The organism is Pseudomonas sp. 3-2 (assembly GCF_019710535.1).
GTDB lineage: Bacteria > Pseudomonadota > Gammaproteobacteria > Pseudomonadales > Pseudomonadaceae > Aquipseudomonas > Aquipseudomonas pharyngis.
The window spans coordinates 4,150,202-4,174,684 of the sequence record NZ_CP081200.1 but is presented as its reverse complement, the minus strand read 5'-3'; the positions used below and the strand labels follow the sequence as shown (position 1 = coordinate 4,174,684).

The window sequence follows — 24,483 nt, the reverse complement described above, 5'->3', positions numbered from 1 at the left end:
GACACCATGCGTACGATTGCATCAAGGATAGCTTTGTCGTTGCTCGGCCTGACGCTCGCTTCCAGCGTCAATGCCGCCACCACGGTCACCGGCCAGATCACCTCCAGCCTGACCCTGATCAGCAGTTGCCAGGTCAACGGTTCCGGCGGTTCTACCGGGCTGAACTTCGGTGCGTTGAACTTCGGCACCGCCAACAGCCTGTTCACCACGGCGACCGGACAGGTGCTGGGCGGCGGGGGCGGGGCGCTGTCGATCCTGTGCTCGGCTGGCACCACGCCGACGGTCAAGGTCCGGGCGGGCGCCCATGACGGGCTCTCGCCGGGTGGCACTCGCGCGTTGTATGACGGAGTGGCCAATTACGTGCCGTATGACTTGTACACCGACGCCGGGCACTCCCAATTGTTGGCCATCGACGGGGTGATCAACCTCGCGGCCAGCACCGGTGTAGCGCAGACCGTGAACATCTACGGTCAGGCGGTCGGCAAGGCCGGGCTGCCGGCGGGCACGTACACCGACACGATTTCCGTTGAACTGACGTTCTAGCGCCATGGGCCGGCATGGCTGTGCGGGGCTGTTGCTGCTGTGTGCGGGCAGCTTGCCGCTGCCGTTGGCGGCGGTCACCAGTCAGAGCTTCCAGGTCAGTGCCACGGTGACACCGGGCTGTCTGGTGGTGGGGGGCGTATCGAACTATGGCGGGCTGAATTTCGGTTCGCGGTCGGCGCTTGCCACCGGCACGGTGCAGGTCGCATTGACCGGTGGCGTGACGCTGCAATGCACGCCGGGGGTGGCGCTTAACATGACGGTCGATGGCGGCCAATACAACAGCGGCGGACGACGCATGCAGATCAGCGGAGGCAGCGCGAAGGTGGCCTATGCGCTGTTTCGCGATGCGGCGTACAGCCAGAGCCTGGGCATCGGCCAGAGCGTGGCGGTGGCCTACAGCGATGCGAACAACATCAGTCTGCCGATCTACGGGCAGGTGCAATTACCGGGCAATCAACCCGGGGGGACATACAGCGATGTGTTGCAGGTGCAGCTGTCGTGGTGATGTGAAATGACAAGGAGCAGGTTTATGGGGTTTTTCACGTCACGCTATTCGTTCGCGTGTTGCGCCGTGCTGGCGCTGGTCATGTTCGGGACGCTCAAGGCCCAGGCTGCCAGTTCGGTGCTGATCTGGCCGATCGACCCGGTATTGGAGGCCGATCAGCAGGCCAGTGCGCTGTGGCTGGAAAATCGCGGCACGGAAACCGCCAACCTGCAGATACGCGTGTTCGGCTGGAGCCAGAGCGGTTTCGAAGAGCAATACCGCAATCAACGCGAGGTGATCGGCAGCCCGCCGGTGGCGAAGATCGAGCCGGGACAGAAGCAACTGGTGCGTCTGACCCGTACCAAGGACGTGCCGCCAGGCCAGGAGCTGGCGTATCGGATCATCATCGATGAAATCCCCTCGGCCCAGCCGCCCGTCGCCGAAGACGGCAAGACTGCGGCGGCGATCCGCTTCCAGATGCGCTATTCGGTGCCACTGTTCGCCTATGGCGCGGGGTTGTGGAGCAAGGAAGACAGCGCCCGCCAGCGTGACCCCAAGGGTATCGGCCTGCCGCAATTGAGCTGGCGCACGGTGGCGGTGGAGGGCCGTCCTTATGTGGAAGTGCGCAATCAGGGCGCGGTGCATGCGCGACTGACCGATGTGGCCATCACACAGGGCGGTCAAAGCAAACCGCTGGCCGAGGGATTACTCGGCTACGTACTGCCCGGCGCGGTGATGCGCTGGCCGGCACCGGGGCCGGTGGCGGGAGAGCTGGCGGGACGGATCAATGGCGCGGCCAAGGTGCAGAGCATTCCGCCGGCGCGATAGCCGTAGCGAGCCATGTCGAAGTGTTCAGGCTTCGGCGCCAGCGGTTTCAGGAGGAATCAGTCCATTGACGGACGTAACACGCTAATGAGTCCAGGATGGGCTCGCCGTATTCAGCGTCCGTTGTGGCTCATGACCGGCGCGTGGTGCCTGATGTTCATTCATCCATCCGGGGCCGGTGAACTGCCGCCGCCTCCCAGCGGCATGGAGGCCGTGAGTGATGCACAGTTGTTTCTGGAACTGGTGGTCAACCAGATGAATACCGGTCGGGTGGTGGCGGTGGAGCAGCGCGACGGGCGCCTGTTCCTGCCTGCCAGCGTATTGCGCGATACCGGCATGAAGCTGCCGGAAGAGGCCGGTGCCGAAGTCGATCTCGACGGCCTGCCGGGCCTGCACAGCGATTACGACAGCGTCAGCCAGCGCTTGCTGCTCGACGTGCCGCCGGACTGGCTGCCGGAGCAGTTCATCGGCAACCGCGAGGTTTATCCGCGCACCCCGGCGCTGAGCAGTTTCGGCGCGTTGTTCAACTATGACCTCTACCTCAATGACACCGACGACGTCGGCACTTATCTGGCGGCGTGGAACGAGGTGCGGCTGTTCGACAGTTGGGGCACGTTGTCGAACACCGGGCAATATCGCCGCACATTGTCAGGGGATGCGGTCAGCACGCTGGACAACGGCTATCTGCGTTACGACACCACCTGGCGCTACTCCGATGATGAACGGATGCTGACCTACGAGGCCGGGGACGTGGTCAGCGGCGCCTTGCCCTGGAGCAGTTCGGTACGGCTGGGCGGTGTGCAGTTCTCGCGGGATTTTGCGGTGCGTCCGGATCTGGTGACCTATCCGCTGCCGCAGTTCGCCGGGGAAGCGGCGGTGCCGTCCTCGGTGGATCTGTTCATCAACGGCTACAAATCCAGCAGCACCGACCTGCAGCCGGGCCCGTACACCCTGACCAACATTCCGTTTATCAACGGCGCGGGTGAGGCGGTGGTGGTGACTACCGATGCGCTGGGCCGACAGGTGTCGACCACGGTGCCGTTCTACGTCACCAGCAGCCTGTTGCAAAAAGGCCTGAGCGATTTTTCGGTGGCCGCCGGTACGTTGCGCCGGGATTACGGCCTGAAGGATTTCAGCTACGGGCCGGGCGTGACCTCGGGAAGTCTGCGCTACGGCGTCAGCGACACGTTTACTCTGGAGAGTCATGCCGAAGCGGCGGATTCCCTCACCCTCGGCGGGCTGGGCGGCAACTTGCGTCTGGGCAATTTCGGGGTACTCAACAGTGCAATCAGTCAAAGCCGTTTCGATGGCGACGGTGGTCAGCAACTGAGCCTCGGTTATCAATACAGCGGCCAGCGCTACAGCTTTTCCTATCAGCGTCTGCAACGCCGTGACCGCTATGCCGACCTGACGGTCGTGGACAGTCCCTACACCACACTCAGCCGGCGCAGTGAACAGGCGACACTGAGCCTCAACCTCGAGCGCTGGGGCAGTCTCGGCGTCGGTTATTTCGATATTCGCGCGGCAGACGAAACCCGCACGCGGTTGCTCAATCTGAGCTGGAGCAAACCGCTGTGGCGCAACAGCAGTTTCTACCTGTCGGCCAACCGCGAAATCGGCGACAGCAACTGGGCGGTGCAGGCGCAACTGGTGATTCCGTTCGACCTGCGCGGCAGCCTGGCCATCAGCAGCGAACGCAGCAAGACCGGGCAGACGCAGCAGCGAGTCAACTACAGCCGCGCCGTGCCGTCCGAGGGCGGGGTGGGCTTCAATCTGGGCTACGCCAAGGGCGACGGCGCCGATTACCGTCAGGCTGACGTGACCTGGCGTCTGCAATCGGTGCAATTGCAGGCGGGCGTCTACGGGACGTCCGACGCCGAAACCCGTTGGGCCGATGCCAGCGGCTCGCTGGTGTGGATGGATGATCAAGTATTCGCCGCCAACCGTATCGACGATGCGTTCGTGGTGGTCAGCACCGACGGCTACGCGAACATTCCGGTGCGTTACGAGAACCAGCAGGTCGGCCAGACCGACCGCAACGGCCATTTGCTGGTGCCGTGGAGCAGTGCCTATTACCGCGGCAAGTACGAAATCGATCCGTTGAACCTGCCGGCCAACGTGCGCAGCCCGAATGTCGAACAGCGCGTTGCCGTGCGCCGGGGCAGCGGCTATCTGCTGGAGTTTCCGCTGAGCCGGGTGATTGCCGCGAGCATCGTGCTGGTGGATGCGCAGCAGAAGGAGTTGCCGCTGGGCAGTGGCGTGCTGCACGAACAGAGCGGCACGCGAACGGTGGTCGGCTGGGACGGACTGGTCTACCTGGAAAACCTCCAGGCGCAGAATTCGCTGCGGGTGACTCTCGCGGACGGCAAGACCTGCCAGGCGCAATTCAGCGTCGATCTGCAGCAGAACGAAGTGCCGCTGATCGGCCCGTTGGTGTGCCAATGATCCGGGCGCGGCTTGTTCTGTGGCTGCTGTTGCTGCTGCCGGGGCTGGCGCAGGCGCTGTGTTCGGTGGTGACCACCACGCCGGCCGGGTTCGGCAACATCAGTTCGATCGCCGTGCGCACCGCCTCGCAACCCAGTTCCACCTTGAACGGGGGCTTGAGTTGCACCGGCTCGTTGCTGTCGCTGTTGACCAACAATGACCATTTCTGGGCCACGGTCACCTCGACCCAGAGTGGCTTGCTCGGACCTACCGGCGACGTGATCGGTTACACGATCTACGCCAACAACAGCACCAGTTACCCGCTGACGCGTGGCACCGCCTATGACTTCGCCCGCAACGGCATTATCGACGCCCTCGGCTTGCTCGGCGGTACGGTGCCGAAAACCGTTCCGCTCTATTTCGGTACCACCATCGGCAGCAACGTGGCGGCGGGGGTATACACCGAAACCCTGAGCATTTTCTGGAACTGGAATTACTGCTCGGGCATAGGTGTCGGCGGGCTTTGCCTGGGCCGCGACATCAACAGCGGTACCACGACACTGACGGTCAACCTGACGGTGTCCAACGATTGCACCATCACCGCGCCGAACATCGCTTTCGGCAGCGCGCCGGTGGTCAGTGCGTTCACCCCGGTGACCGGGCAGACCATCAACCTCGCCTGCACCAAGGGCAGTGCCTACACAGTGGGGCTGAACGACGGGCAGAATGCGCTGAGCGTTGGCGGACGACGGCGGATGATTTCCGGCAGCAACTATCTGGCCTACGACATTTTCAAGAGTGCCGGGACCACCCGTTGGGGCAGTGTCGGCGCGGCTCGCCGGGCCAGCAGCGATGCCGAGGTCAACCCCGGCAACGGGTTGGGCACCGGCAGCCAGATCTTCAATTACAACGCGAAAATCTACACCGACCAGACCACACCGCCCGCTGGAACCTATCTGGACAATGTGGTGCTGGATGTGGGGTTCTGAACCGGCTAGAAGCTCAGCGATTGCTTGAGCATTTTCGCCGCCGGAGTATCGGTTGGGCTGACCATTGCGTAGTTGTAGCCTTTTCCGGACCAGTACTCGGCCTGCAGATCCCCGTCCTGGCGGCTGCCCCGTGGCAGGAAGGTATTTTTCGGTCCCGGTGGACGCACGTAGAAACTGACCTTGTGCCCGCTCTGGTCTTCATACATCACCATCGCCGCCGGGCCTTCATCGGTGCTCAACAGACGACCGCTGACCGGTGCAAACCCGGCTGCCGTCAGGTCCGGCAGGCGATTGGCCTGAGTGAAATAACGGTCGAGCCAGCGCTGGATGTCGCCATCGCCATCGACCTTGTAGTCCGCCGGCAGAAGCCCTTGCTGGGCGATCAAACGGTACGCCTGCAAGGCATCCGTCATCGGCGCCGGAGGATGAAAAACGGTCATGTCCCGAGCCTTCCAGCCACCGACACCGCCGAGGCTGACGGCAATCAGCAACACCGCCGCGCTGGCCCACTGGCGGCGCGATTGGCGTTTGAGGCGCTGACGGATCAGCGCCGGATCGAGGTCCGGATTGGCCGGCTGTTGCAAGGCGCCGCCGAGGGCGGCGCGCAGGTGCTGGGCGTCCTGTTGCCAGGCGCGAACCTGCGCCGCTTCGTCCGGGTGACTGGCGAGCCAGGTTTCCAGCACATGCCGGTCGGATTCGCTGAGCTGATGGTCGACGTAGGCGTGCAGGTCACGTTCGTTGGGGGGCAGACTGATCATTTGAGTATCCGCAAGGAAGGGCTGCTGATTTCCCCGTCGCTGAGCTGGCGCAAGGCCTGGCGAGCACGGGACAGGCGCGACATCACGGTGCCGGTGGGGACGCCGAGAATCTCGGCGACCTCCTTATAGGTCAGGCCTTCGACCGACACCATCAGCAGCAGCGCGCGCTGTTCGGTGGGCAGTCGGTCGAAGGCCTTCAAAGTCGATTGGGCAATGACGGTGCGTTCCACCGAGGGCTCGGCGTCATCGCGGCCGGTGAAGAATTCGAGCATCCGCGCATAGCGCCGCGAACGCCGATGCGCGTCGAGGAATTGCCGGTACAGGATCGAAAACAGCCAGGCGCGCAGATCACCGTCGGCGCGTTTGTCACCCCAACCCGACAGCGCGCGCTCCAGACTGGCCTGTACCAGGTCGTCGGCGCTGCTGCCGTTGCGAGTCAACGACACGGCAAAACGCCGCAATCTGGGGATTATTTCTCGCAGTTGTTCGTCGAATTCGCTCATGAAGTTCTGCTAGTCGCTACGCTGTGGACTAGGAAGACGCCCGGCATTGGAGGTTATTCCACGTTCTGAAAAATAAATACCGGGCCGTGGAATAAATCCCGATGGTGTGCGTCTTGCTGATTCTTCCTACTTGTGGCCGATGGCCCTGGAGTGCTTCATGGTTGATCGCAGTTCATCGCCCGGCGGGCCACAACGCCCGCCACTGAGTGCCGCGAGCCTGGTGTTGCGTCTTGGCGGAATCGCCGTGGTAGTCGCAGCCCTGGCCGGGGCGTTTGCCTACGTTCATGGTTCATTTGACCCACAACGCCTGACGCCAAAAGCGCTGGTCGATGTGTTGGAAAAGAACAACGGCGTGCATCCCGGCTTTCGCCGCAATCACGCCAAAGGTGTGTGCGTGATCGGACATTTCGAGAGCAGCGGCGAGGCTCGCTCGTATTCTGTCGCGCAAGTGTTCAACGAGCCGCGCACTCCGGTGGTCGGGCGCTTTGCGTTGCCAGCCGGCAGTCCGTATGCGCCGGACAGCGCCGTACCGATCCGCAGCCTGGCGCTGCGTTTCACTCAGGCCAACGGCCAGCAGTGGCGCACCGGGATGAACAGCATGCCGGTGTTCCCGGTTGGCACGCCCGAGGCGTTCTATCAGTTGCAGCAGGCGCAATCGCCGGATCCTGCCACCGGTAAACCGGATCCGACCAAGGTGCCGGCATTTTTTGCCGCACACCCGGAAGCCGTGCCATTTCTGACCTGGATAAAAACCGCCAGACCCTCGGCCAGTTACGCGACGGAAACCTACAACAGCGTCAACGCGTTCTATCTGGTGGATGCCAGCGGCAAGAAGCAGGCGGTGCGCTGGAGCATGACGCCTCTGGCCCAGGACGCTGCCGGTGCGACTGCGCCTGAAGGTAGCGACTTCCTTGAAAAAGACTTGGTGCAACGCCTGGCCGAAGGGCCGCTGCGCTTTCAATTGAACATCACGTTGGCCAATGCCGACGATCCGGTGAACGATGCGAGCAAGACCTGGCCCGCCGGTCGCAAAGTGTTGAACGCCGGCACCCTGGTGCTGGAAAAGACCCAGCCGCAGCTCAGCGGCGAATGCCGTGACATCAACTACGATCCGCTGGTGCTGCCGGCCGGCATTCAGGGTTCCGACGATCCGCTGCTCGCCGCGCGCTCGGCCGGTTACGCCGATTCCTACCTGCGTCGCACCAGCGAAGTCAGCCAACTGCCCACCGGCAAAAAGGAGGCTCGCCCATGAGCACGCAACCGACTCATTTCAATCCGCTGGCGCGGTTGCTGCACTGGTTGATGGCGTTGATGATCATCGCGATGTTGTTCATCGGCGCCGGTATGGTGACCTCGGTGTCGGCGCGGCATGAATGGCTGATCAATCTGCACAAACCGCTGGGCATCGCTATTCTCGCGTTGGTGATCGTGCGCATTCTGGTGCGATTGGGCACCCGTCAGCCGCCGCTGCCGGCGGATCTGCCGGGCTGGCAGGTGATGGCGGCCAAGGCCTCTCATCTGTTGCTGTACGCGCTGATGCTGGTGTTGCCGCTGCTGGGCTGGGCGATGATCAGCGCGGCGGGGGATCCGGTGATGCTCGGCGCGTCCCTGCAATTGCCGTCGATCGTGCCGGCGGATGCGCAGGTGTTCGCGTTGCTGCGCAAGGCTCATGGGTATCTGGCGTATCTGTTGTTCCTGACCGTGCTACTGCACTTGGCGGCCGCGCTGTTCCATGGCTGGGTGCGCCGCGACGAGGTGCTCGACAGCATGCTGCGGGGACGCAATCGCGGTTGATCGTGTGTCAGTCCGACGTGGCGAGGGCGCAAGCCGCCTCGCCACGTTTCCGGGTGCCCAGCGTTCGCCACCAGTACAGCAACGCGACCATGTTGATTGCGGCACCCAGCCCGCAGACGCCCGGCCATCCTGCCCAGGCGTACATGGCCGTCGAGGCGATTGAGCCCAAGGCGCTGCCAATTGAGTAAAACAGCATGTAGCCGGCGGTCAGTCGGCTTTGTGCCTCCGGGCGGACGCTGTAGATCAGGCTCTGGCTGGTGACGTGCACGGCCTGCAAGCCCAGATCCAGGGTGATGACGCCAAGCAGCAGCGCCCACAACGAAGACTGGGTCAGTGCGATCGGCAGCCACGAGCCCAGCATCAGCAGCAGCGACAGACCGCTGACCCATTGCCCCCATCCTCGATCCGCCAGGTGTCCGGCTCTGGCGGCGGCGAGTGCACCCGCCGCGCCGGCGAGTCCGAACAATCCGATCTCACTGTGGGAGAGCGACAGCGGCGCGGCGGCCAGCGGCAAAACCATCGGCGTCCACAGCACCATGGCGCTGGCGAAGGTCAGCAGCGCGAGGATCGCACGTTGGCGCAGCACCGGTTCTTCACGAAACAGGCTGAACACCGAGGCGATCAATGCCACGTAATGCGTGGTCGGTCGTGCTCCTTCATCCTTGGGCAACACCCGAAACAGCAACACAGCCATCACCAGCGTCAATCCCGCTGACAGCAGATAGATTGAGCGCCAGCCGGCCAGATCAGCCATACCGCCGGCCACCGTACGCGCCAGCAGAATGCCGATGACGATGCCGCTGGTGATCACGCCCACAACCTTTCCGCGTTGCGCCGGGACGGCCAGGGTTGCGGCGTAGGCGACCAACACCTGGGTGACCACGGCCAGCAGGCCGGTCAGGGTGACGCCGATCAGCAGCCAGGTGCTGTTCGAGGCCAGAGCAATCATCAGCAAGGCTGCGGCGGACAACAGTGTTTGCGTGACGATCAGCCGCCGGCGGTTGAGCAGGTCGCCGAGGGGTACGAGCAATAACAGCCCGAAGCCGTAGCCGACCTGGGTCAAGGTCATGACGATGCCGATGCTGCCCGGCGAGATCTCGAAGGCTTCGGCCATCGCATCCAGCAGCGGCTGGGCGTAATAAACGTTGCCCACCGCGAGGCCGCAAGCGATGGAGAAAAGCAGTACGACACCTTTATCGAGTGTTGCAGTGTTCATGTCCCGGATCCTTTCAGGTTTCAATTTGAAACTTGAGTGACGGTAAGTAATCCGGTTTTGATTTGCAACCTGATTGAGTAAAAGTCGGCGCAAAAAAAAGATCGCAGACAGGCTGCGATCTTTTGTGAAGCGAAACTCAGGGGCGATCAGCGCAGGGTGTCGACCATGTCCGCGATGGTGGTCAGCACGTCCTTGCCCAGTTGCTTCGAGCGCTTGCCCGACCAGCCGGTGAGCGGATTCGGCGCATCATCGTGATCCTTGAACGGCATTTCCAGGGTCAGTGACAGGCAGTCGAACTTCTGGCCGACGCTGTTGCAGGCCAGGGTCATGTTGGCCTGGCCCGGTTCATCGCGGGTGTAGCCATACTTGGTCTGGAAATCTTTGGTGGTGTGCTTGAGGTGGCTGCGGAAGTGTTCTTCGAGTTTCTCGATCCGCGGGGTGTAACCCGGATTGCCTTCGCAGCCGGCGGTGAACACGTGGGGAATTTCTTCGTCGCCGTGTACGTCGAGGAACAGATCGACGCCGTACTTTTCCATTTGCTGTTGTACGAAAAGTACTTCCGGGCTGACTTCCTGACTGGCGTTCTGCCAGGCGCGGTTCAGGTCCTGACCCATGGCGTTGGTCCGCAGGTGACCGTGGAAGGCGCCGTCCGGGTTCATGTTCGGCACCAGGTACAGATCGGCGCTGGCCAGCAGTTTGTTCAGCACTGGATCGTCATGATGTTCCAGGCGTTCGATCACGCCCTCCATGAACCACTCGGCCATGTGCTCGCCGGGATGCTGCTGGGCGATGATCCAGATCTTGCGTCGACCTTCGGCGCCAGTGCCTTTGCGCAGCAGCTGAATGTCGCGCCCTTCGACGCTTTTTCCGGTGGCCAGCAGTTCGGTGCCGGCCTTGGTCAGCGCCTGCTCGATCAGCCAGTCATGACGGCCACGGCTGTAGGGCTCGAAGTAGGCGAACCAGGCGTGGGTCTGCTCGGCTTCGAGGCAGAAGCGCAGGCTGTCGCCTTCGAATTGGGTCGGAATGCGGAACCAGTTGACGTGATCGTAAGAGGCGACCGCCTGATAGCCGGTCCAGGCTTTGTTGTAGGAGGACTGACTGGCGTTGACCAGACGGAACCAGTGTTCCTGATGAACGTGCAGGCCGCTGGCCTTGAAGTGGAACCACTGGAAATGGGCGCTGCGGGTATCTGGCCGAATTGCCAGAACCGGGTTGAGCGGATTACTGATGTCGATGACTTGGATGTTGCCGCTGTCGAAGTTGGCGCTGATGTCGAACGAAGATTTGGCCACGGTCATAATCGGTTCCTGAATATGATTTTTATGGCGGCTACTTTACACGCAAGACAGGGGTGAAACCGAGGGAAATTGCGGGTTGTGGCAGGGGGCGTCTTCCGTGACGCGGATGCAGCTTAGTGGCTGTGCGATTGATTCTCAAGTGCTAATTGGCATTACTTTGCCCCAATGGGGCCGGGGTCCGCTTGCCAAGCAATATTCTTTTGATATTATCCGCGCCATCGAATTTGCAGCACCCAAAGACTTCATTAGCCTGAAGCCACAAGCCAGAAAACTGGCAAAAAAAAGACCCGGCAAAAAGCCGGGTCAAAAACCGTGATTAGCCTGATGAGGAGATAGTCCAGAAGACCGACCTAAGGTCTCTGGCCCATCGACTGATCTCGCGACCAGCTGCTTGCAATAATAATCATTATCATTTGCAAGTCAAATGTTTTATCTGCGCGATTGGAAAGTTCTTTCCTGTCCGTCCGAACTCCCGTCTTCAGCGAACCGCGCCATCGAGCGAGTGATCGACCATCGCTCGTGCCATGTCCACCATGTGCACGACCGAAAACGCCAGATCCCGATTGACGCCCTGTAAGCCATCCGCAGCCTTGAACGCCGTGGCTGCTGCGCATCGCAGCAGGTCGGAGGCGTGGACCAGGGATTCTTCGCCACTCAGGTTGCTGTTCACGCCGAAGAAGCGTTCCTCTGCATCCGGTTCTGACACAGCTGGTTTCAAGTAATAGTCCAACGCCCGTTGCGCAGCGGCACACCCTTGCGGGGAGGTGAAGGTGGTGTCCATTTGCAGGTCGGGCAAGTCTTTGCTGGTGATATTCATGGTGAAAGGTCACTCCTTGGTCGATTCAAATCCGTGACCCAAGAATAGTACTATCAGTATTTGTGACCAGAATTTAAATACTACAATATGTGTTTTGTCGGCCGAAGGCGTCCACGTATGGTGCCGCACATGGATAAATGGATTGAGTTGGTCAAGGCCAAAATGAGTGAACTCAACGTCACTCAAGTCGAACTCGGCGAGCGCGTCGGCATGTCTCAGGGCGGTATCGGCCATTGGCTGAACAAGCGCCGCGAGCCCGGCATCACGCAGATGAACCGCGTGCTGAAGGCGCTGGGCATGGAGTATCTCGAGGTCGCGGTGGTGATTCGTGAACCGCAGATCGATGCGGACGACGAAATGCCCCTCGCGCAGAAGTACAACCCTTACTTTCGCTATCCGGTCAGCGAGTGGAATGCGCCGGTCGAGGCCCGTGAAAGCCAGCCAGCGTATTCCAGTGCCAAGGACAAGCGACGTTTCGAACTGACGGATTACCACGCCCGTGGCCCGGCGTTCTGGCTGACGGTGACGGGTAACGCGATGACCGCGCCCACCGGGCAGAGCATCGGCGAGGGGATGATGATTCTGGTGGACCCGGCGCTGGAAGCCGAGCCCGGCAAACTGGTGATCGCCCAGTGGCCGGACAGCGACGAGGCGATTTTCCGCAAGCTGATCGAAGAGGGCGGCCAGCGCTACCTGGTGCCGCTCAATCCGACCTGGCCGAAAGCTTTGTTGACCGAAGAGTGCCGAATCATCGGCGTCGTGGTTCAGGCATCGGCCAAATACTAGTCAGATCGATCCTCGTCAGGCGTAGGATCGATCCACCTTTCACGCTTCTTCCAGTTCGACCAGTGCGCTGCCTTCGCTGACCATTTCGCCTTCCTGGCAATACAGCGCCTTGATCACGCCGGCATGGGGCGCGCGGATGCTGTGCTCCATCTTCATCGCCTCGAGCACCACCAATTGCGCACCGGCTTCAACCGATTGCCCGGCCTCCACCAGCACCCGCACGATGCTGCCGTTCATCGGCGCCGTCAGACCGCCCTGATGGCTGTGGCTGGCGTCGACAGCGCTGATCGGGTCATACGTTTCAACGCGTCGCAACTCGCCGTCCCATTGCAGAAACAGCACATCTTCACGACGAATCGCCCGCAGCTGCCGACGCAGCCCTTCGTGCTCGAGCACCAGTTGTTCGCCGATCAGTTTTGCATTACTGCCAGCACCGAGCGTCAGCGCCCGGTCCTGCCCCTCGCAACTCAAATGCAAAGTGATTTCACGTGGCAGGCCAGCACGCAAACCGCTGGGAAGCGCCCAAGGCGAAGCGGGATCATCCGCCCGAGCCATCCCCGGCAGGCTCTGCGCAAAAGCCTGCGCCGCCGCCACCCAGAATTCATCGCTCAGCGCAGCAGGCGCTGGCAGCAACTGCTCCTGATAGCGCGGAATGAACCCGGTATCCAGCTCGGCCGCCGCGAACGCCGGATGACCGATGATCCGCCGCAGGAAGTTGATGTTGGTCTTCAGCCCGCCAATCGCAAACTCATCGAGCATGCTCAGCAGCCGCAAACGCGCCTGTTCACGATCCTCGCCCCAGGCAATCAGCTTGCCGAGCATCGGATCGTAGAACGGCGAAATCTCGTCGCCTTCTTCAACGCCGCTGTCCACACGGCGCCCCGGCCCTGCGGCGGATTCGCGATACAGATCCAGACGCCCGGTTGCTGGCAGGAAGTCATTCGACGGATCTTCCGCATACAACCGAACCTCAATCGCATGCCCGTTCAGCGGCACCTGATCCTGGGTGATCGGCAGTGCTTCGCCGCGAGCAACGCGAATCTGCCAGGCCACCAGATCGAGCCCGGTGATGGCTTCGGTGACCGGGTGTTCGACCTGCAGCCGCGTGTTCATCTCCATGAAGAAGAACTCGCCGCGAGCATCCAGCAGAAACTCCACCGTGCCGGCACCGACGTAGCCGATGGCTTGCGCCGAACGCACAGCCGCCTCGCCCATCGCCCGACGCAGTTCCGGGCTCAAACCCGGTGCCGGCGCCTCTTCGACGACCTTCTGGTGCCGGCGCTGGATCGAGCAATCGCGCTCGTTCAGGTACAGGCAATTGCCATGCTGATCGGCGAATACCTGGATTTCCACGTGCCGCGGCTTGAGCAGGTATTTCTCCACCAGCATCCGCGAGTCGCCGAACGACGACTGCGCTTCACGCTGTGCGGAGGCCAGCGCTTCAGCCAGTTGACTGACGTCCTCGACGACCTTCATGCCTTTACCGCCACCGCCAGCGGTGGCCTTGAGCAGCACCGGATAGCCGATGCGCTCGCAAGCATCGCGGAAGGTGTCCAGATCCTGAGCTTCGCCGTGATAACCCGGCACCAGCGGCACGCCAGCCGTTTCCATCAGGGCCTTGGCGGCGGATTTGCTGCCCATCGCGTCGATGGCCGAGGCGGGTGGGCCGAGGAAGATCAGGCCGGCCGCTTCGATGGCGCGAGCAAACCCGGCGTTCTCCGACAGAAAGCCATAACCCGGATGAATCGCCTGAGCGCCGCTGGCCTTGGCCGCGGCGATCAGTTTGTCGATTTGTAAGTAACTGTCGGCCGCTTTGCTGCCGCCCAGATCCACACGGATATCCGCTTCACGGCTGTGCCGTGCTTCGCGGTCGGTGGCGCTGTGTACGGCGACGGTGGTCATGCCCAGCGCCTTGGCGGTACGCATGACCCGGCAAGCGATTTCGCCACGGTTGGCCACCAGCAGGGTGGTGAGAACAGGTGCGCTCATCAACGCGGCTCCTTGGTGGTGGTTGCGGCTTGCCAGCTCGGCGCACGTTTCTGCAAAAAGGCCCGCAAGCCTTCCTGGCCTTCCGGGCTGACGCGAATGCGGGCGATGGCGTTTTCGGTGTAGCGGCGCAGGGCCGGCGTCAGTGCGCCGTTGCCGACCTCACGCAGCAGATCCTTGCTGGCGCGCATGGCGGCGGGGCTGTTGAGCAGAAGGTTGTCGATCCATTGTTCGACTTTCTGTTCAAGCTCGGCCGCCGGATAGCTTTCCGATAACAAACCGATTTCCCGCGCCCGCTGTCCGCCGAATCGCTCGGCCGTCAACGCATAACGCCGCGCCGCGCGCTCGCCGATGGCTTGCACCACAAACGGACTGATCACCGCCGGCGCCAGGCCAATGCGCACTTCCGACAGGCAGAACTGCGCATCATCGGCGCCAATCGCCATGTCGCAGCAACTGATCAGACCCAGCGCACCGCCGAACGCCGCGCCTTGCACCACGGCCACGGTCGGGATTTTCAGCTTGGCGAGGTTATACATCAGCTCCGCCAGTTCCCGAGCGTCGTCGAGGTTGGTGTGGTAATCGAGTTCGGCCGATTGCTGCATCCAGGCCAGATCCGCGCCGGCACTGAAGTGTTTGCCGCGTCCGCGCACCAGCAGGAAACGCAGGCTGGCATCGCTGGCGACCTTGTCCAGCGCCAGGATCAGTTCGCGGATCATCTCGGCGTTGAACGCGTTGTTCTTTTCTTCGCGGCTGAGCCACAGGGTCGCGAAACCCCGTGGATCGCTCTGCAATTCGAGGGTGTTGAAGTCGCTCATGAGGTTCTCCCGATCACATCCGGAACACGCCGAAGCGGCTCGGTTCGATAGGCGCGTTCAACGACGCGGACAAGGCCAGGGCCAGTACATCGCGGGTCTGCGCCGGGTCGATGACACCGTCGTCCCATAGCCGTGCGCTGGAGTAGTAGGGGTGACCCTGTTCTTCGTACTGGTCGAGAATCGGTTGCTTGATCTCGCTTTCCTGCTCGGCGCTGAACGCCTGACCGCTGCGTTCGGCCTGCTCGCGCTTGACCTGAACCAGCACGCCGGCCGCCTGTTCGGCGCCCATCACGCCGATCCGCGCGTTCGGCCACATCCACAGGAAGCGTGGATCGTAGGCCCGCCCGCACATGCCGTAGTTCCCGGCGCCGAAGCTGCCGCCGATGATCACGGTGAATTTCGGCACCTTGGCGCACGCCACGGCGGTCACCAGTTTGGCGCCGTGCTTGGCGATGCCGCCGGCCTCGTATTTCTGGCCGACCATGAAGCCGGTGATGTTCTGCAGGAACAGCAGCGGGATGCCGCGCTGGCAGGCCAATTCGATGAAGTGCGCGCCTTTTTGCGCGGCTTCGGCGAACAGAATGCCGTTGTTGGCGAGGATGGCGATCGGGTAGCCGTGCAGATGGGCGAAGCCGCACACCAGCGTCGTCCCGAACAGCGCTTTGAATTCATCGAACACCGAACCGTCGACCAGTCGCGCAACCACTTCGCGCACATCGAACGGCTGCTTGGCGTCCGCCGACACCACGCCGTACAACTCGTCGCTGGCGTACAGCGGAGCAATCGGCGCGCGCTGCTGCACTTCGCCGAGTTTGCGCCAGTTGAGGTTGGCGACGCTGCGGCGGGCGAGGGCGAGGGCGTGCTCGTCGCTTTCGGCGTAATGGTCGGCGACCCCGGAAATCTTGCAATGCACATCGGCCCCGCCAAGGTCTTCGGCGCTGACCACTTCACCGGTTGCGGCTTTCACCAGCGGCGGGCCGGCGAGGAAAATCGTCGCCTGATTGCGCACCATGATCGCTTCGTCGGCCATCGCCGGCACGTAGGCGCCGCCGGCGGTGCAGGAACCCATGACCACGGCAATCTGCGGAATGCCCATGGCGCTCATGTTGGCCTGGTTGAAGAAGATTCGCCCGAAGTGTTCGCGATCCGGGAACACTTCGTCCTGACGCGGCAGGTTGGCGCCGCCCGAGTCCACCAGATAAATGCACGGCAAGCGGTTTTGCTGGGCGATGGTCTGGGCGCGCAAGTGTTTCTTCACGGTCAGCGGGTAGTACGAGCCACCTTTCACCGTCGCGTCGTTGGCAACGATCATGCACTCGACGCCTTCCACGCGGCCGATCCCGGCAATCACGCCAGCGGCCGGCACGTCCTCGCCATAAACGGCATGAGCGGCCAATTGGCTGATTTCCAGAAACGGCGAGCCCGGATCGAGCAAGCGGTTGATCCGCTCACGCGGCAGCAGTTTGCCCCGCGAGGTGTGACGTTCCTGAGCTTTCGCGCCGCCGCCCTGGGCCACTTGGGCGAGCAGGGTATGCAGGGCGTCGACCTGTTTGAGCATCGCCGCGCTGTTGGCGGCGAACTCCGCTGAACGAGGGTTGAGCTGGGTATGCAGGATAGCCATGGACAGCTCCGTTTAGCGGGTTTCGTTGAACAGTTCGCGACCGATCAGCATGCGCCGGATCTCACTGGTGCCGGCGCCGATTTCGTACAGCTTGGCGTCACGCAGCAGACGACCAGCCGGGAATTCATTGATGTAACCGTTACCGCCGAGAATCTGGATCGCATCAAGGGCCATTTGTGTGGCACGTTCGGCGGTGTAGAGGATCACGCCGGCGGCGTCCTTGCGCGTGGTTTCGTTGCGCTCGCAGGCCTGGGCCACGGCGTAAAGGTACGCGCGGCTGGCGTTGAGCTGGGTGTACATGTCGGCGACTTTGCCCTGGATCAGCTGGAATTCGCCGATGCTCTGGCCGAATTGCTTGCGGTCGTGGATGTACGGCACGATCAGGTCCATGCACGACTGCATGATCCCGGTCGGGCCGCCGGACAGCACGACGCGTTCGTAATCGAGACCGCTCATCAGCACTTTCACGCCGCCGTTGAGCACGCCGAGAATGTTTTCTTCCGGCACTTCGACGTCATCGAAGAACAGCTCGCAGGTGTTGGAGCCGCGCATGCCGAGTTTGTCGAACTTGTTGCTGCGGCTGAAGCCTTTCCAGTCACGTTCGACGATGAATGCGGTGATGCCGTGCGGTCCTTTTTCCAGGTCGGTCTTGGCGTAGATCACGTAAGTGTTGGCGTCGGGACCGTTGGTGATCCAGGTCTTGCTGCCGTTGAGCACGAAACGGTCGCCGCGCTTATCGGCGCGCAATTTCATCGAGACCACGTCGGAACCGGCGTTCGGTTCGCTCATCGCCAGAGCGCCGACATGTTCGCCGCTGATCAGTTTTGGCAGGTATTTGGCTTTCTGTTCGTGGTTGCCGTTGCGGTTGATCTGGTTGACGCAGAGATTGGAGTGGGCGCCGTAGGACAACGCCACCGAAGCCGATCCACGGCTGATTTCCTCCATCGCCACGACGTGCGCCAGGTAACCCAGGCCAGCACCGCCGTACTCTTCCGGCACGGTGATGCCGAGCAGGCCCATGTCGCCGAACTTGCGCCACAGATCGGCCGGGAACAGGTTATCGCTGTCGATCTGCGCGGCACGCGGGGCGATCTCCTTGGCGACAAAGGACTGAACCTGATCGCGCAGCATGTCGATGGTTTCACCGAGGGCAAAGTTCAGGGATGGGTAGCTCATGGGTCACCTTTTGGCTTTTTTGTAGGGTGGGGAGAAGGGCGTTTCAGTTCTCACCTTTACGTTAACGTAAGCCTGTGACGAATGGCTGTCAATCGCCCTTTACGTTAACGTCAACTTGAGCGAGAGTAGAGCCAGTTCTGAATGGTCGGAGCTGCCGTGGCTCCGTTCCAACACCCACTAATAAAGACAATAGGGGTCGTCATGGATCAACCCAGTGCAAACCCGCTGCGCAGCTATACCCGTGGTTCCCAGGACAAAGCCTTGCTGGCGATGACCATCGGGCAGAAGTTCGACGAGACCGTCGCGCAGTATCCGGACGGCGAGGCGTTGGTGGTGCGTCATCAGCAGCTGCGTTACACCTGGCGGCAACTGGCCGACGCGGTGGATGTTCACGCCAGAGCCCTGCTGGCGTTGGGTTTGCAGGCCGGTGACCGGCTGGGTATCTGGGCGCCGAACTGCGCGCAGTGGTGTATCACGCAGTTCGCCACCGCGAAGCTCGGCGTGATCCTGGTCAACATCAACCCGGCCTACCGCAGCTCCGAACTCGAATACGTGCTCAAGCAATCCGGTTGCCAATGGCTGGTCTGCGCCGGTGCATTCAAGAGCTCCAACTATCACGGCATGTTGCAAGGCTTGCTGCCGGAACTGGCCGAGCAATCCATCGGCGAACTGCGCAGTGAGCGCCTGCCGGAACTGCGCGGTCTGATCAGTCTCGATCCGCAGCCGCCTTCGGGTTTTCTTCCGTGGTCGCAACTGGCAGATCTGGCCGCCAGTGTCTCGCCAGCACAATTGCGTGAACGCAGCGACAGTCTGCACTTCGATCAGCCCGTCAACATTCAGTACACCTCCGGCACCACCGGTTTTCCCAAGGGCGCGACCCTCAGTCACTACAACATCCTCAACAACGGTTACATGGTCGGCGAAAGCCTCGGCCTGACCGCCGCCGATCGCCTGGTGATCCCAGTGCCGTTGTATCACTGCTTCGGCATGGTCATGGGCAACCTGGGCTGCATCACCCACGGCAGCACCATGATCTACCCCAACGATGCCTTCGATCCGCTGCTGACCCTGAGCACCGTCGCCGAAGAAAAAGCCACCGCGCTGTACGGCGTGCCGACCATGTTCATCGCCATGCTCGATCAGCCGCAACGCGCCGATTTCGACCTGTCGACCCTGCGCACCGGGATCATGGCCGGCGCCACCTGCCCGATCGAAGTGATGCGCCGGGTCATCAACGAAATGCACATGAGCGAAGTGCAGATCGCCTACGGCATGACCGAAACCAGCCCGGTCTCGCTGCAAACCGGACCATCCGACGAACTGGAACTGCGCGTCACCACCGTCGGCCGTACCCAGCCGCAACTCGAAAGCAAAATCATCGACGAGGCCGGCAACCCAGTGCCACGGGGCACCATCGGCGAACTGTGCACCCGTGGCTACAGCGTGATGCTCGGCTACTGGAACAACCCGCAGGCCACCGCCGAAGCCATCGACGCGGCAGGCTGGATGCACACCGGCGACCTGGCGAGCATGAACGACGAGGGTTACGTGTGCATCGCCGGGCGTAACAAGGACATGATCATCCGTGGCGGCGAGAAACCCGCGTGAACTGGAAGAATTCTTCTTCACCCACCCAGCGGTGGCGGACGTGCAGGTGATCGGCATTCCCTGCTCGCGTTACGGTGAGGAAATCGTCGCCTGGATCAAATTCCATCCCGGCCACAGCGCCACCGAACAAGAGCTGCAAGCGTGGTGCAAGGAGCGCATCGCCCACTTCAAGACGCCGCGTCATTTCAAGTTCGTAGAGGAGTTTCCGATGACGGTAACGGGCAAGATCCAGAAATTCCGGATGCGTGAGATCAGTATCGAAGAATTACGCGAAAACCAGACCTGACAAAGATCGAATGTGGGAGCGGGCTTGCTCGCGAATGCAGTGTGCCATTCACCAAGCATGTTGACTGACCTGACGCATTCGCGAGCAAGCCCGCTCCCACAAAGGGGGCGGTGAAAACAGAAATCACAGGAAGCACAAAGGGGAGCCGAAGCTCCCCTTTAATTTTGTCGTCGCGTGCTCTTTTTTATTATTGAGGGGCGGTCTGTTGTTGTTTTTGGCAACCGTGGCCCTTTACCGCTGTTTTTGGCGACCCCCATCCGGGGTCAAGAGCAAACGTATTTTTTTGAGCGCTGATCTGCTTTCTCGTCTAGCGATCCAACCGATTCGGGAGCTACCTGAAGGTAGTTTTATTGTTCTCTGCCCGGTTGCGGGTCATTCCGAGGAATACCCTGAAAAGCACACCTTCTCCAAAAAAATCTGTTAGCTGCGTCTCTGCCGTGTTGTTTTTGTTATGTCAGAGTCGGTACGTCTTATTTTTATTGGTTTGCTGCTTTTTATTCTTGTTATGCCATAGAGATAGCAGAAGCCGTGCCAACTTTATAAAACCCTTTTAAATCAACCGCTTGAAAATTTTGAAGGATTTTTCCTTCAGTCAAAACCAGACAATTTGTTTCCGTGTTACTCGCTTGTGCCCACGTTTCGCGCTCGGCGGTAACACCATCCCCTCACTGTGCGCTGCGAGCCTTGGCCACGCGCGAACCGGTCGGGCGACCCAGCACGGCGCTGATCTGCTGGCCGGCGGCAATCAAGGCGTCGAGGTCGATACCGGTCTCGATGCCCAGGCCGTTCAGCAGGTACACTACATCTTCAGTGGCGACGTTACCGCTGGCGCCTTTGGCGTACGGGCAGCCGCCGAGGCCGGCGATCGAGCTGTCGAACACCGCGATGCCTTCCAGCAGGCTGGCGTAGATGTTGGCCATGGCCTGGCCGTAGGTGTCGTGGAAGTGGCCGGCGAGTTTCTCTCGCGGCACTTGCTTAGAGACCACTTCGAACAGTCGGCGGGTGGCGCCCGCAGTGCCGGTGCCGATGGTGTCACCCAGCGACACTTCGTAGCAGCCCATCGCGTACAGCTCGCGGGCGACCATGGCCACTTGTTCCGGGGCGACCTCGCCTTCATAAGGGCAGCCCAGCACGCAGGACACGTAACCGCGCACGGTAACGCCGTGCTGTTTCGCCGATTCCATGATCGGCGCGAACCGCGCCAGGCTTTCGCTGATCGAGCAATTGATGTTGCGCTGCGAAAAGGCTTCGGACGCGGCGGCAAACACGGCGACTTCCTTGACCCCGGCGGCCAGCGCATCCTCAAAACCGCGCAGGTTCGGCGCCAGCGCGCCATAGGTCACGCCGGGCTTGCGCTGGATCTGCGCGAATACATCAGCGGAACCGGCCATCTGCGGCACCCACTTGGGCGAGACGAAACTGCCGACTTCTATATAGCCGAGGCCGGCAGCGCTCAAGGCGTCGACCAGTTGCACCTTGTCGGCGACGCTGATTGGCTGGGCTTCGTTCTGCAGGCCGTCACGCGGGCCGACTTCGATCAGGCGTACTTGGGAGGGGAGGGACATGGCGTTGACCTGTTGTAGTTGTCGGGAGGCTATTGCGCGACTTGCTGACTCTTGAGCGTCTGCTCCAGTGCCTGCACGCAGCGTTCTTCGGCGGTGTCGAGTTCCAGCTTCATCTGTTCGATGTCCAGCAGTTGCTGTTCAAGCTGTTCCCGGCGTTCGCTGATTTTCGCCAGCATGCTGTTGAGTTGTTTGGTGTTACCGCTGGAAGGGTCGTAGAGCTCGATCAGCTCGCGGCACTCGGCCAGGGAGAAACCGATACGCTTGCCCCGCAGGATCAGCTTCAGGCTGACCTTGTCGCGCGGCGAATAGATGCGTTCCTGGCCTCGGCGCTCGGGGCTGAGCAGGCCTTGTTCTTCATAGAAACGGATCGCCCGGGTGGTGATGTCCAGCTCGCGGGCGAGGTCGGAAATGCTGTAGGTCTGGCTGCTCATGAAAGCGCTCGAAGAAGGGTCTTGGCGCTAAGCTAATGGCAGGTTGACGTTTACGTCAAGTAGCGGGCGCCTGCAGCTTGTCGAGCTTCTTCTCATGGGCCGTCACTTGCTGGCACAGCTCGATCATCTGCTCGCGCATCCAGCGGTTGGCCGGGTCCTGATCGGTGCTTTCGTGCCAGTACAAATGGGTTTCCACCGGCGGCACATCGTTGACCGGCAGATTGAACGCATGCAGGTCATGGCGCCGAGCGAAACGTTCCGGCACGGTCATCACCATGTCGGTTTGCTGCAACACCTGGGACGCCATCAGATAGTGCTGCGAGCGCAGGGCGATCTTGCGCTGGATGCCCATTTTGCCCAGCGCCAGATCGACATGGCCCAGGCCACTGCGCCGGCTGGAAATATGAATGTGGGTCAGCGACAGGTAATCGTCGAGGGTGAATTTTTCCTTGGTCGCCAGCGGATGGCCCTTGCGCATGGCGCAGACGTAACGGTCTTCCATCAGCTTGACGTGGCGCACCTGCGGGTCGGTGTTGAGCGGCGCATCCACGGCAAAGTCGAGACGTCCGGCAGCCAGCTCCTTGGTGGTTTCCCGGCGTTTGGACAGGAAGCTTTCGATGATCACCGTCGGCGCCAGGCGACGCAGTCGCTGGAACAGCGGCGGCAGAATCACCGCTTCGGTCAGGTCAGTCATGCTGATGCGATAGGTCTTGACCGCTTGCGAGGGGTTGAAAATCCGGCTTTCCTGAACCGAAACCCGCAACAGCGAGAGAGCGTTGCGCACCGGGCCGATGATGTTTTGCGCCATGGGCGTCGGCACCATGCCCTGGGCGGTGCGTACGAAGAGCGGGTCGTTGAAGGTCTCGCGCAACCGCGCCAATGCGTTGGACACCGCTGGCTGGGTAATGCCGACAATCTGCCCGGCGCGGGTCAGGTTGGCTTCGGTGTAGATCGCGTCGAAGACGATGAAAAGGTTGAGGTCGACCTTGCTCAGATTCATTACGCGGCTCTCTTGTTATAGATGCTTGTTATTAATGGATGGCGCGGGTCAGGGCGGCCAGGAAAATCAACCAATCATATATCGGTGATGAATGTTTATACACGCCGAGAATAGGCTAGGTAAATTATCAACGCTGTTCTAGCATCGATTGCATGACTTAAACAACCTGCCGAAAAAAGGTAATTGCTCATGGATTTCGCTTATTCGCCCAAGGTGCAAGAACTGCGTGAGCGCGTGACCGCGTTCATGGACGCTTACGTTTACCCGGCCGAAGCCGTGTTCGAACGGCAGGTTGCCGAAGGCGATCGCTGGCAGCCGACGGCGATCATGGAAGAACTCAAGGCCAAGGCAAAGGCCGAAGGTCTGTGGAATTTGTTTCTGCCTGAGTCGGAACTCGGCGCCGGCCTGACCAACCTCGAATACGCGCCATTGGCGGAAATCATGGGCCGTTCGCTGCTCGGTCCCGAGCCGTTCAACTGCTCGGCCCCCGACACCGGCAACATGGAAGTGCTGGTGCGTTACGCCAACGAAGAACAGAAACAGCGCTGGCTCGAACCGCTGCTGCGCGGCGAGATCCGCTCGGCATTCGCCATGACCGAGCCGGACGTTGCGTCCTCCGACGCCACCAACATGGCCGCCCGTGCCGTGCGTGATGGCGACGAGTGGGTCATCAATGGCAAGAAATGGTGGACTTCCGGGGCCTGCGATCCGCGCTGCAAGATCCTGATCTTCATGGGCCTGAGCAACCCCGACGCTCCGCGTCACTCTCAGCACTCGATGATCCTGGTACCGGTCGACACTCCCGGCGTGAAGATCCTCCGTCCGCTGCCGGTGTTCGGTTACGACGACGCGCCCCACGGCCACGCCGAAGTGCTGTTCGACAACGTGCGGGTGCCGTACGAAAACGTCCTGCTCGGTGAAGGACGCGGCTTCGAAATCGCACAAGGTCGCCTTGGCCCAGGCCGGATTCACCACTGCATGCGTTCGATCGGCATGGCCGAGCGCGCACTGGAACTGATGTGCAAACGTTCCGTGAGCCGCACTGCATTCGGCAAACCGCTGGCGCGTCTGGGCGGTAACGTCGACAAGATCGCCGACTCGCGGATGGAAATCGACATGGCACGCCTGCTGACCCTGAAAGCGGCGTACATGATGGACACCGTGGGTAACAAGGTCGCCAAGAGCGAGATTGCACAGATCAAGGTCGTGGCACCGAACGTCGCGTTGCGGGTGATCGACCGGGCGATCCAGATTCATGGCGGGGCCGGGGTGTCGAACGACTTCCCGCTGGCCTACATGTACGCCATGCAACGCACCCTGCGCCTGGCCGACGGCCCGGACGAAGTGCACCGCGCGGCGATCGGCAAGTTCGAGATCGGCAAGTATGTGCCGAAGGAAATGCTGCGTAGCGAGCGCTGATCCAAAAGCGCGTTATCGTTCATCGCTGGCAAGCCAGCTCCCACAAGTCTGCTGGTGTTCACACCATTTGTGTTCACCGAAGATCCCTGTGGGAGCGGGCTTGCCCGCGATGGCGTCAGTGCCCGCAACGCATCAA

The 24,483-nt window shown here is 61.5% G+C and carries 22 protein-coding genes and 1 pseudogene; 11 read left to right on the top strand and 12 right to left on the bottom strand.

What is annotated here, in order from left to right:
* Positions 1-6 precede the first annotated feature (6 nt).
* From K3819_RS18790 to K3819_RS18770, 5 genes are all read left to right on the top strand, one after another.
* Positions 7-543, top strand: a complete 537-nt coding sequence (locus K3819_RS18790) for a spore coat protein U domain-containing protein (protein ID WP_064597818.1) — start codon at positions 7-9, stop codon at positions 541-543.
* A gap of 4 nt (positions 544-547) precedes the next feature.
* Positions 548-1,048: a spore coat U domain-containing protein gene (locus K3819_RS18785; RefSeq protein WP_064597816.1), complete on the top strand. Its 501-nt coding sequence runs from the start codon at positions 548-550 to the stop codon at positions 1,046-1,048.
* Positions 1,049-1,072: 24 nt separating this feature from the next.
* Positions 1,073-1,855 (top strand): molecular chaperone, encoded by a 783-nt coding sequence (locus K3819_RS18780; protein WP_085612701.1) that lies wholly within the window; start codon positions 1,073-1,075, stop codon positions 1,853-1,855.
* An 84-nt stretch (positions 1,856-1,939) separates the two neighbouring features.
* Entirely contained in the window at positions 1,940-4,297 is a 2,358-nt protein-coding gene (locus K3819_RS18775; RefSeq protein ID WP_221397692.1) for a fimbria/pilus outer membrane usher protein, read from the top strand.
* Positions 4,294-5,265 carry a spore coat U domain-containing protein gene (locus K3819_RS18770; RefSeq protein WP_221397691.1) on the top strand — a complete coding sequence of 324 codons (972 nt, stop codon included), beginning with the start codon at positions 4,294-4,296 and terminating at the stop codon, positions 5,263-5,265. The genes K3819_RS18775 and K3819_RS18770 overlap by 4 nt, the downstream gene beginning before the upstream one ends.
* Before the next feature lie 5 nt (positions 5,266-5,270).
* Here the strand turns inward: K3819_RS18770 and K3819_RS18765 are convergent, their stop codons facing one another.
* A complete protein-coding gene (locus tag K3819_RS18765; protein ID WP_221397690.1) occupies positions 5,271-6,023 on the bottom strand; it encodes an anti-sigma factor in 753 nt (250 codons plus the stop codon).
* Positions 6,020-6,526 (bottom strand): RNA polymerase sigma factor, encoded by a 507-nt coding sequence (locus tag K3819_RS18760; protein WP_085612697.1) that lies wholly within the window; start codon positions 6,524-6,526, stop codon positions 6,020-6,022. Before K3819_RS18760 ends, K3819_RS18765 begins: the two co-directional genes overlap by 4 nt.
* Before the next feature lie 157 nt (positions 6,527-6,683).
* Between K3819_RS18760 and K3819_RS18755 the strand changes: the two genes are divergently transcribed.
* Complete coding sequence (locus K3819_RS18755) at positions 6,684-7,778, top strand: catalase family peroxidase (RefSeq protein ID WP_221397689.1); 1,095 nt, start codon at positions 6,684-6,686, stop codon at positions 7,776-7,778.
* Entirely contained in the window at positions 7,775-8,320 is a 546-nt protein-coding gene (locus K3819_RS18750; protein ID WP_085612696.1) for a cytochrome b, read from the top strand. Before K3819_RS18755 ends, K3819_RS18750 begins: the two co-directional genes overlap by 4 nt.
* Before the next feature lie 7 nt (positions 8,321-8,327).
* On the opposite strand, the gene K3819_RS18745 is transcribed toward K3819_RS18750, so the two are convergent.
* Both K3819_RS18745 and K3819_RS18740 read right to left on the bottom strand, forming a co-directional pair.
* Positions 8,328-9,536: an MFS transporter gene (locus K3819_RS18745; protein WP_221397688.1), complete on the bottom strand. Its 1,209-nt coding sequence runs from the start codon at positions 9,534-9,536 to the stop codon at positions 8,328-8,330.
* Positions 9,537-9,682: 146 nt separating this feature from the next.
* Positions 9,683-10,834, bottom strand: coding sequence for a M14-type cytosolic carboxypeptidase (locus K3819_RS18740; RefSeq protein WP_064597797.1), 1,152 nt, complete (start codon positions 10,832-10,834; stop codon positions 9,683-9,685).
* A gap of 97 nt (positions 10,835-10,931) precedes the next feature.
* On the opposite strand from K3819_RS18740, the gene K3819_RS18735 reads away from it, so the two are divergent.
* Entirely contained in the window at positions 10,932-11,150 is a 219-nt protein-coding gene (locus tag K3819_RS18735; protein ID WP_156669347.1) for a hypothetical protein, read from the top strand.
* A 162-nt stretch (positions 11,151-11,312) separates the two neighbouring features.
* Here K3819_RS18735 and K3819_RS18730 read toward each other — a convergent pair whose 3' ends face one another.
* On the bottom strand, positions 11,313-11,651 hold the full coding sequence (locus K3819_RS18730) for a DUF6124 family protein (protein ID WP_039767517.1): 339 nt from the start codon (positions 11,649-11,651) through the stop codon (positions 11,313-11,315).
* Positions 11,652-11,780: 129 nt separating this feature from the next.
* Between K3819_RS18730 and K3819_RS18725 the strand changes: the two genes are divergently transcribed.
* The gene (locus tag K3819_RS18725) at positions 11,781-12,437 is read left to right on the top strand and encodes a LexA family transcriptional regulator (protein WP_221397687.1); all 657 of its coding nucleotides are present in this window, start codon (positions 11,781-11,783) and stop codon (positions 12,435-12,437) included.
* Between the two features lie 39 nt (positions 12,438-12,476).
* On the opposite strand, the gene K3819_RS18720 is transcribed toward K3819_RS18725, so the two are convergent.
* Genes K3819_RS18720 through K3819_RS18705 form a run of 4 tightly spaced genes read right to left on the bottom strand, consistent with a single transcriptional unit; the run spans position 12,477 to position 18,038 of the window.
* Positions 12,477-14,426, bottom strand: a complete 1,950-nt coding sequence (locus tag K3819_RS18720; RefSeq protein ID WP_221397686.1) for an acetyl/propionyl/methylcrotonyl-CoA carboxylase subunit alpha — start codon at positions 14,424-14,426, stop codon at positions 12,477-12,479.
* A complete protein-coding gene (locus K3819_RS18715) occupies positions 14,426-15,241 on the bottom strand; it encodes a gamma-carboxygeranoyl-CoA hydratase (RefSeq protein ID WP_221397685.1) in 816 nt (271 codons plus the stop codon). Before K3819_RS18715 ends, K3819_RS18720 begins: the two co-directional genes overlap by 1 nt.
* A 13-nt stretch (positions 15,242-15,254) precedes the next feature.
* The gene (locus K3819_RS18710) at positions 15,255-16,862 is read right to left on the bottom strand and encodes a carboxyl transferase domain-containing protein (RefSeq protein WP_221397684.1); all 1,608 of its coding nucleotides are present in this window, start codon (positions 16,860-16,862) and stop codon (positions 15,255-15,257) included.
* 12 nt (positions 16,863-16,874) lie between these two features.
* The gene (locus K3819_RS18705) at positions 16,875-18,038 is read right to left on the bottom strand and encodes an isovaleryl-CoA dehydrogenase (protein ID WP_039767508.1); all 1,164 of its coding nucleotides are present in this window, start codon (positions 18,036-18,038) and stop codon (positions 16,875-16,877) included.
* Between the two features lie 201 nt (positions 18,039-18,239).
* Between K3819_RS18705 and K3819_RS18700 the strand changes: the two are divergent.
* Positions 18,240-19,932: pseudogene (locus K3819_RS18700) on the top strand (AMP-binding protein).
* A gap of 665 nt (positions 19,933-20,597) precedes the next feature.
* Here the strand turns inward: K3819_RS18700 and K3819_RS18695 are convergent.
* The 3 genes from K3819_RS18695 to K3819_RS18685 are packed head-to-tail and all read right to left on the bottom strand — an operon-like array spanning position 20,598 to position 22,928.
* Complete coding sequence (locus K3819_RS18695; protein WP_007951509.1) at positions 20,598-21,497, bottom strand: hydroxymethylglutaryl-CoA lyase; 900 nt, start codon at positions 21,495-21,497, stop codon at positions 20,598-20,600.
* A 29-nt stretch (positions 21,498-21,526) separates the two neighbouring features.
* The gene (locus tag K3819_RS18690; protein ID WP_007951507.1) at positions 21,527-21,928 is read right to left on the bottom strand and encodes a MerR family DNA-binding transcriptional regulator; all 402 of its coding nucleotides are present in this window, start codon (positions 21,926-21,928) and stop codon (positions 21,527-21,529) included.
* A 55-nt stretch (positions 21,929-21,983) separates the two neighbouring features.
* On the bottom strand, positions 21,984-22,928 hold the full coding sequence (locus K3819_RS18685; RefSeq protein WP_011334997.1) for a LysR family transcriptional regulator: 945 nt from the start codon (positions 22,926-22,928) through the stop codon (positions 21,984-21,986).
* Positions 22,929-23,117: 189 nt separating this feature from the next.
* Between K3819_RS18685 and K3819_RS18680 the strand changes: the two genes are divergently transcribed.
* Entirely contained in the window at positions 23,118-24,347 is a 1,230-nt protein-coding gene (locus K3819_RS18680; protein ID WP_221397683.1) for an acyl-CoA dehydrogenase, read from the top strand.
* Positions 24,348-24,483: the final 136 nt, after the last annotated feature.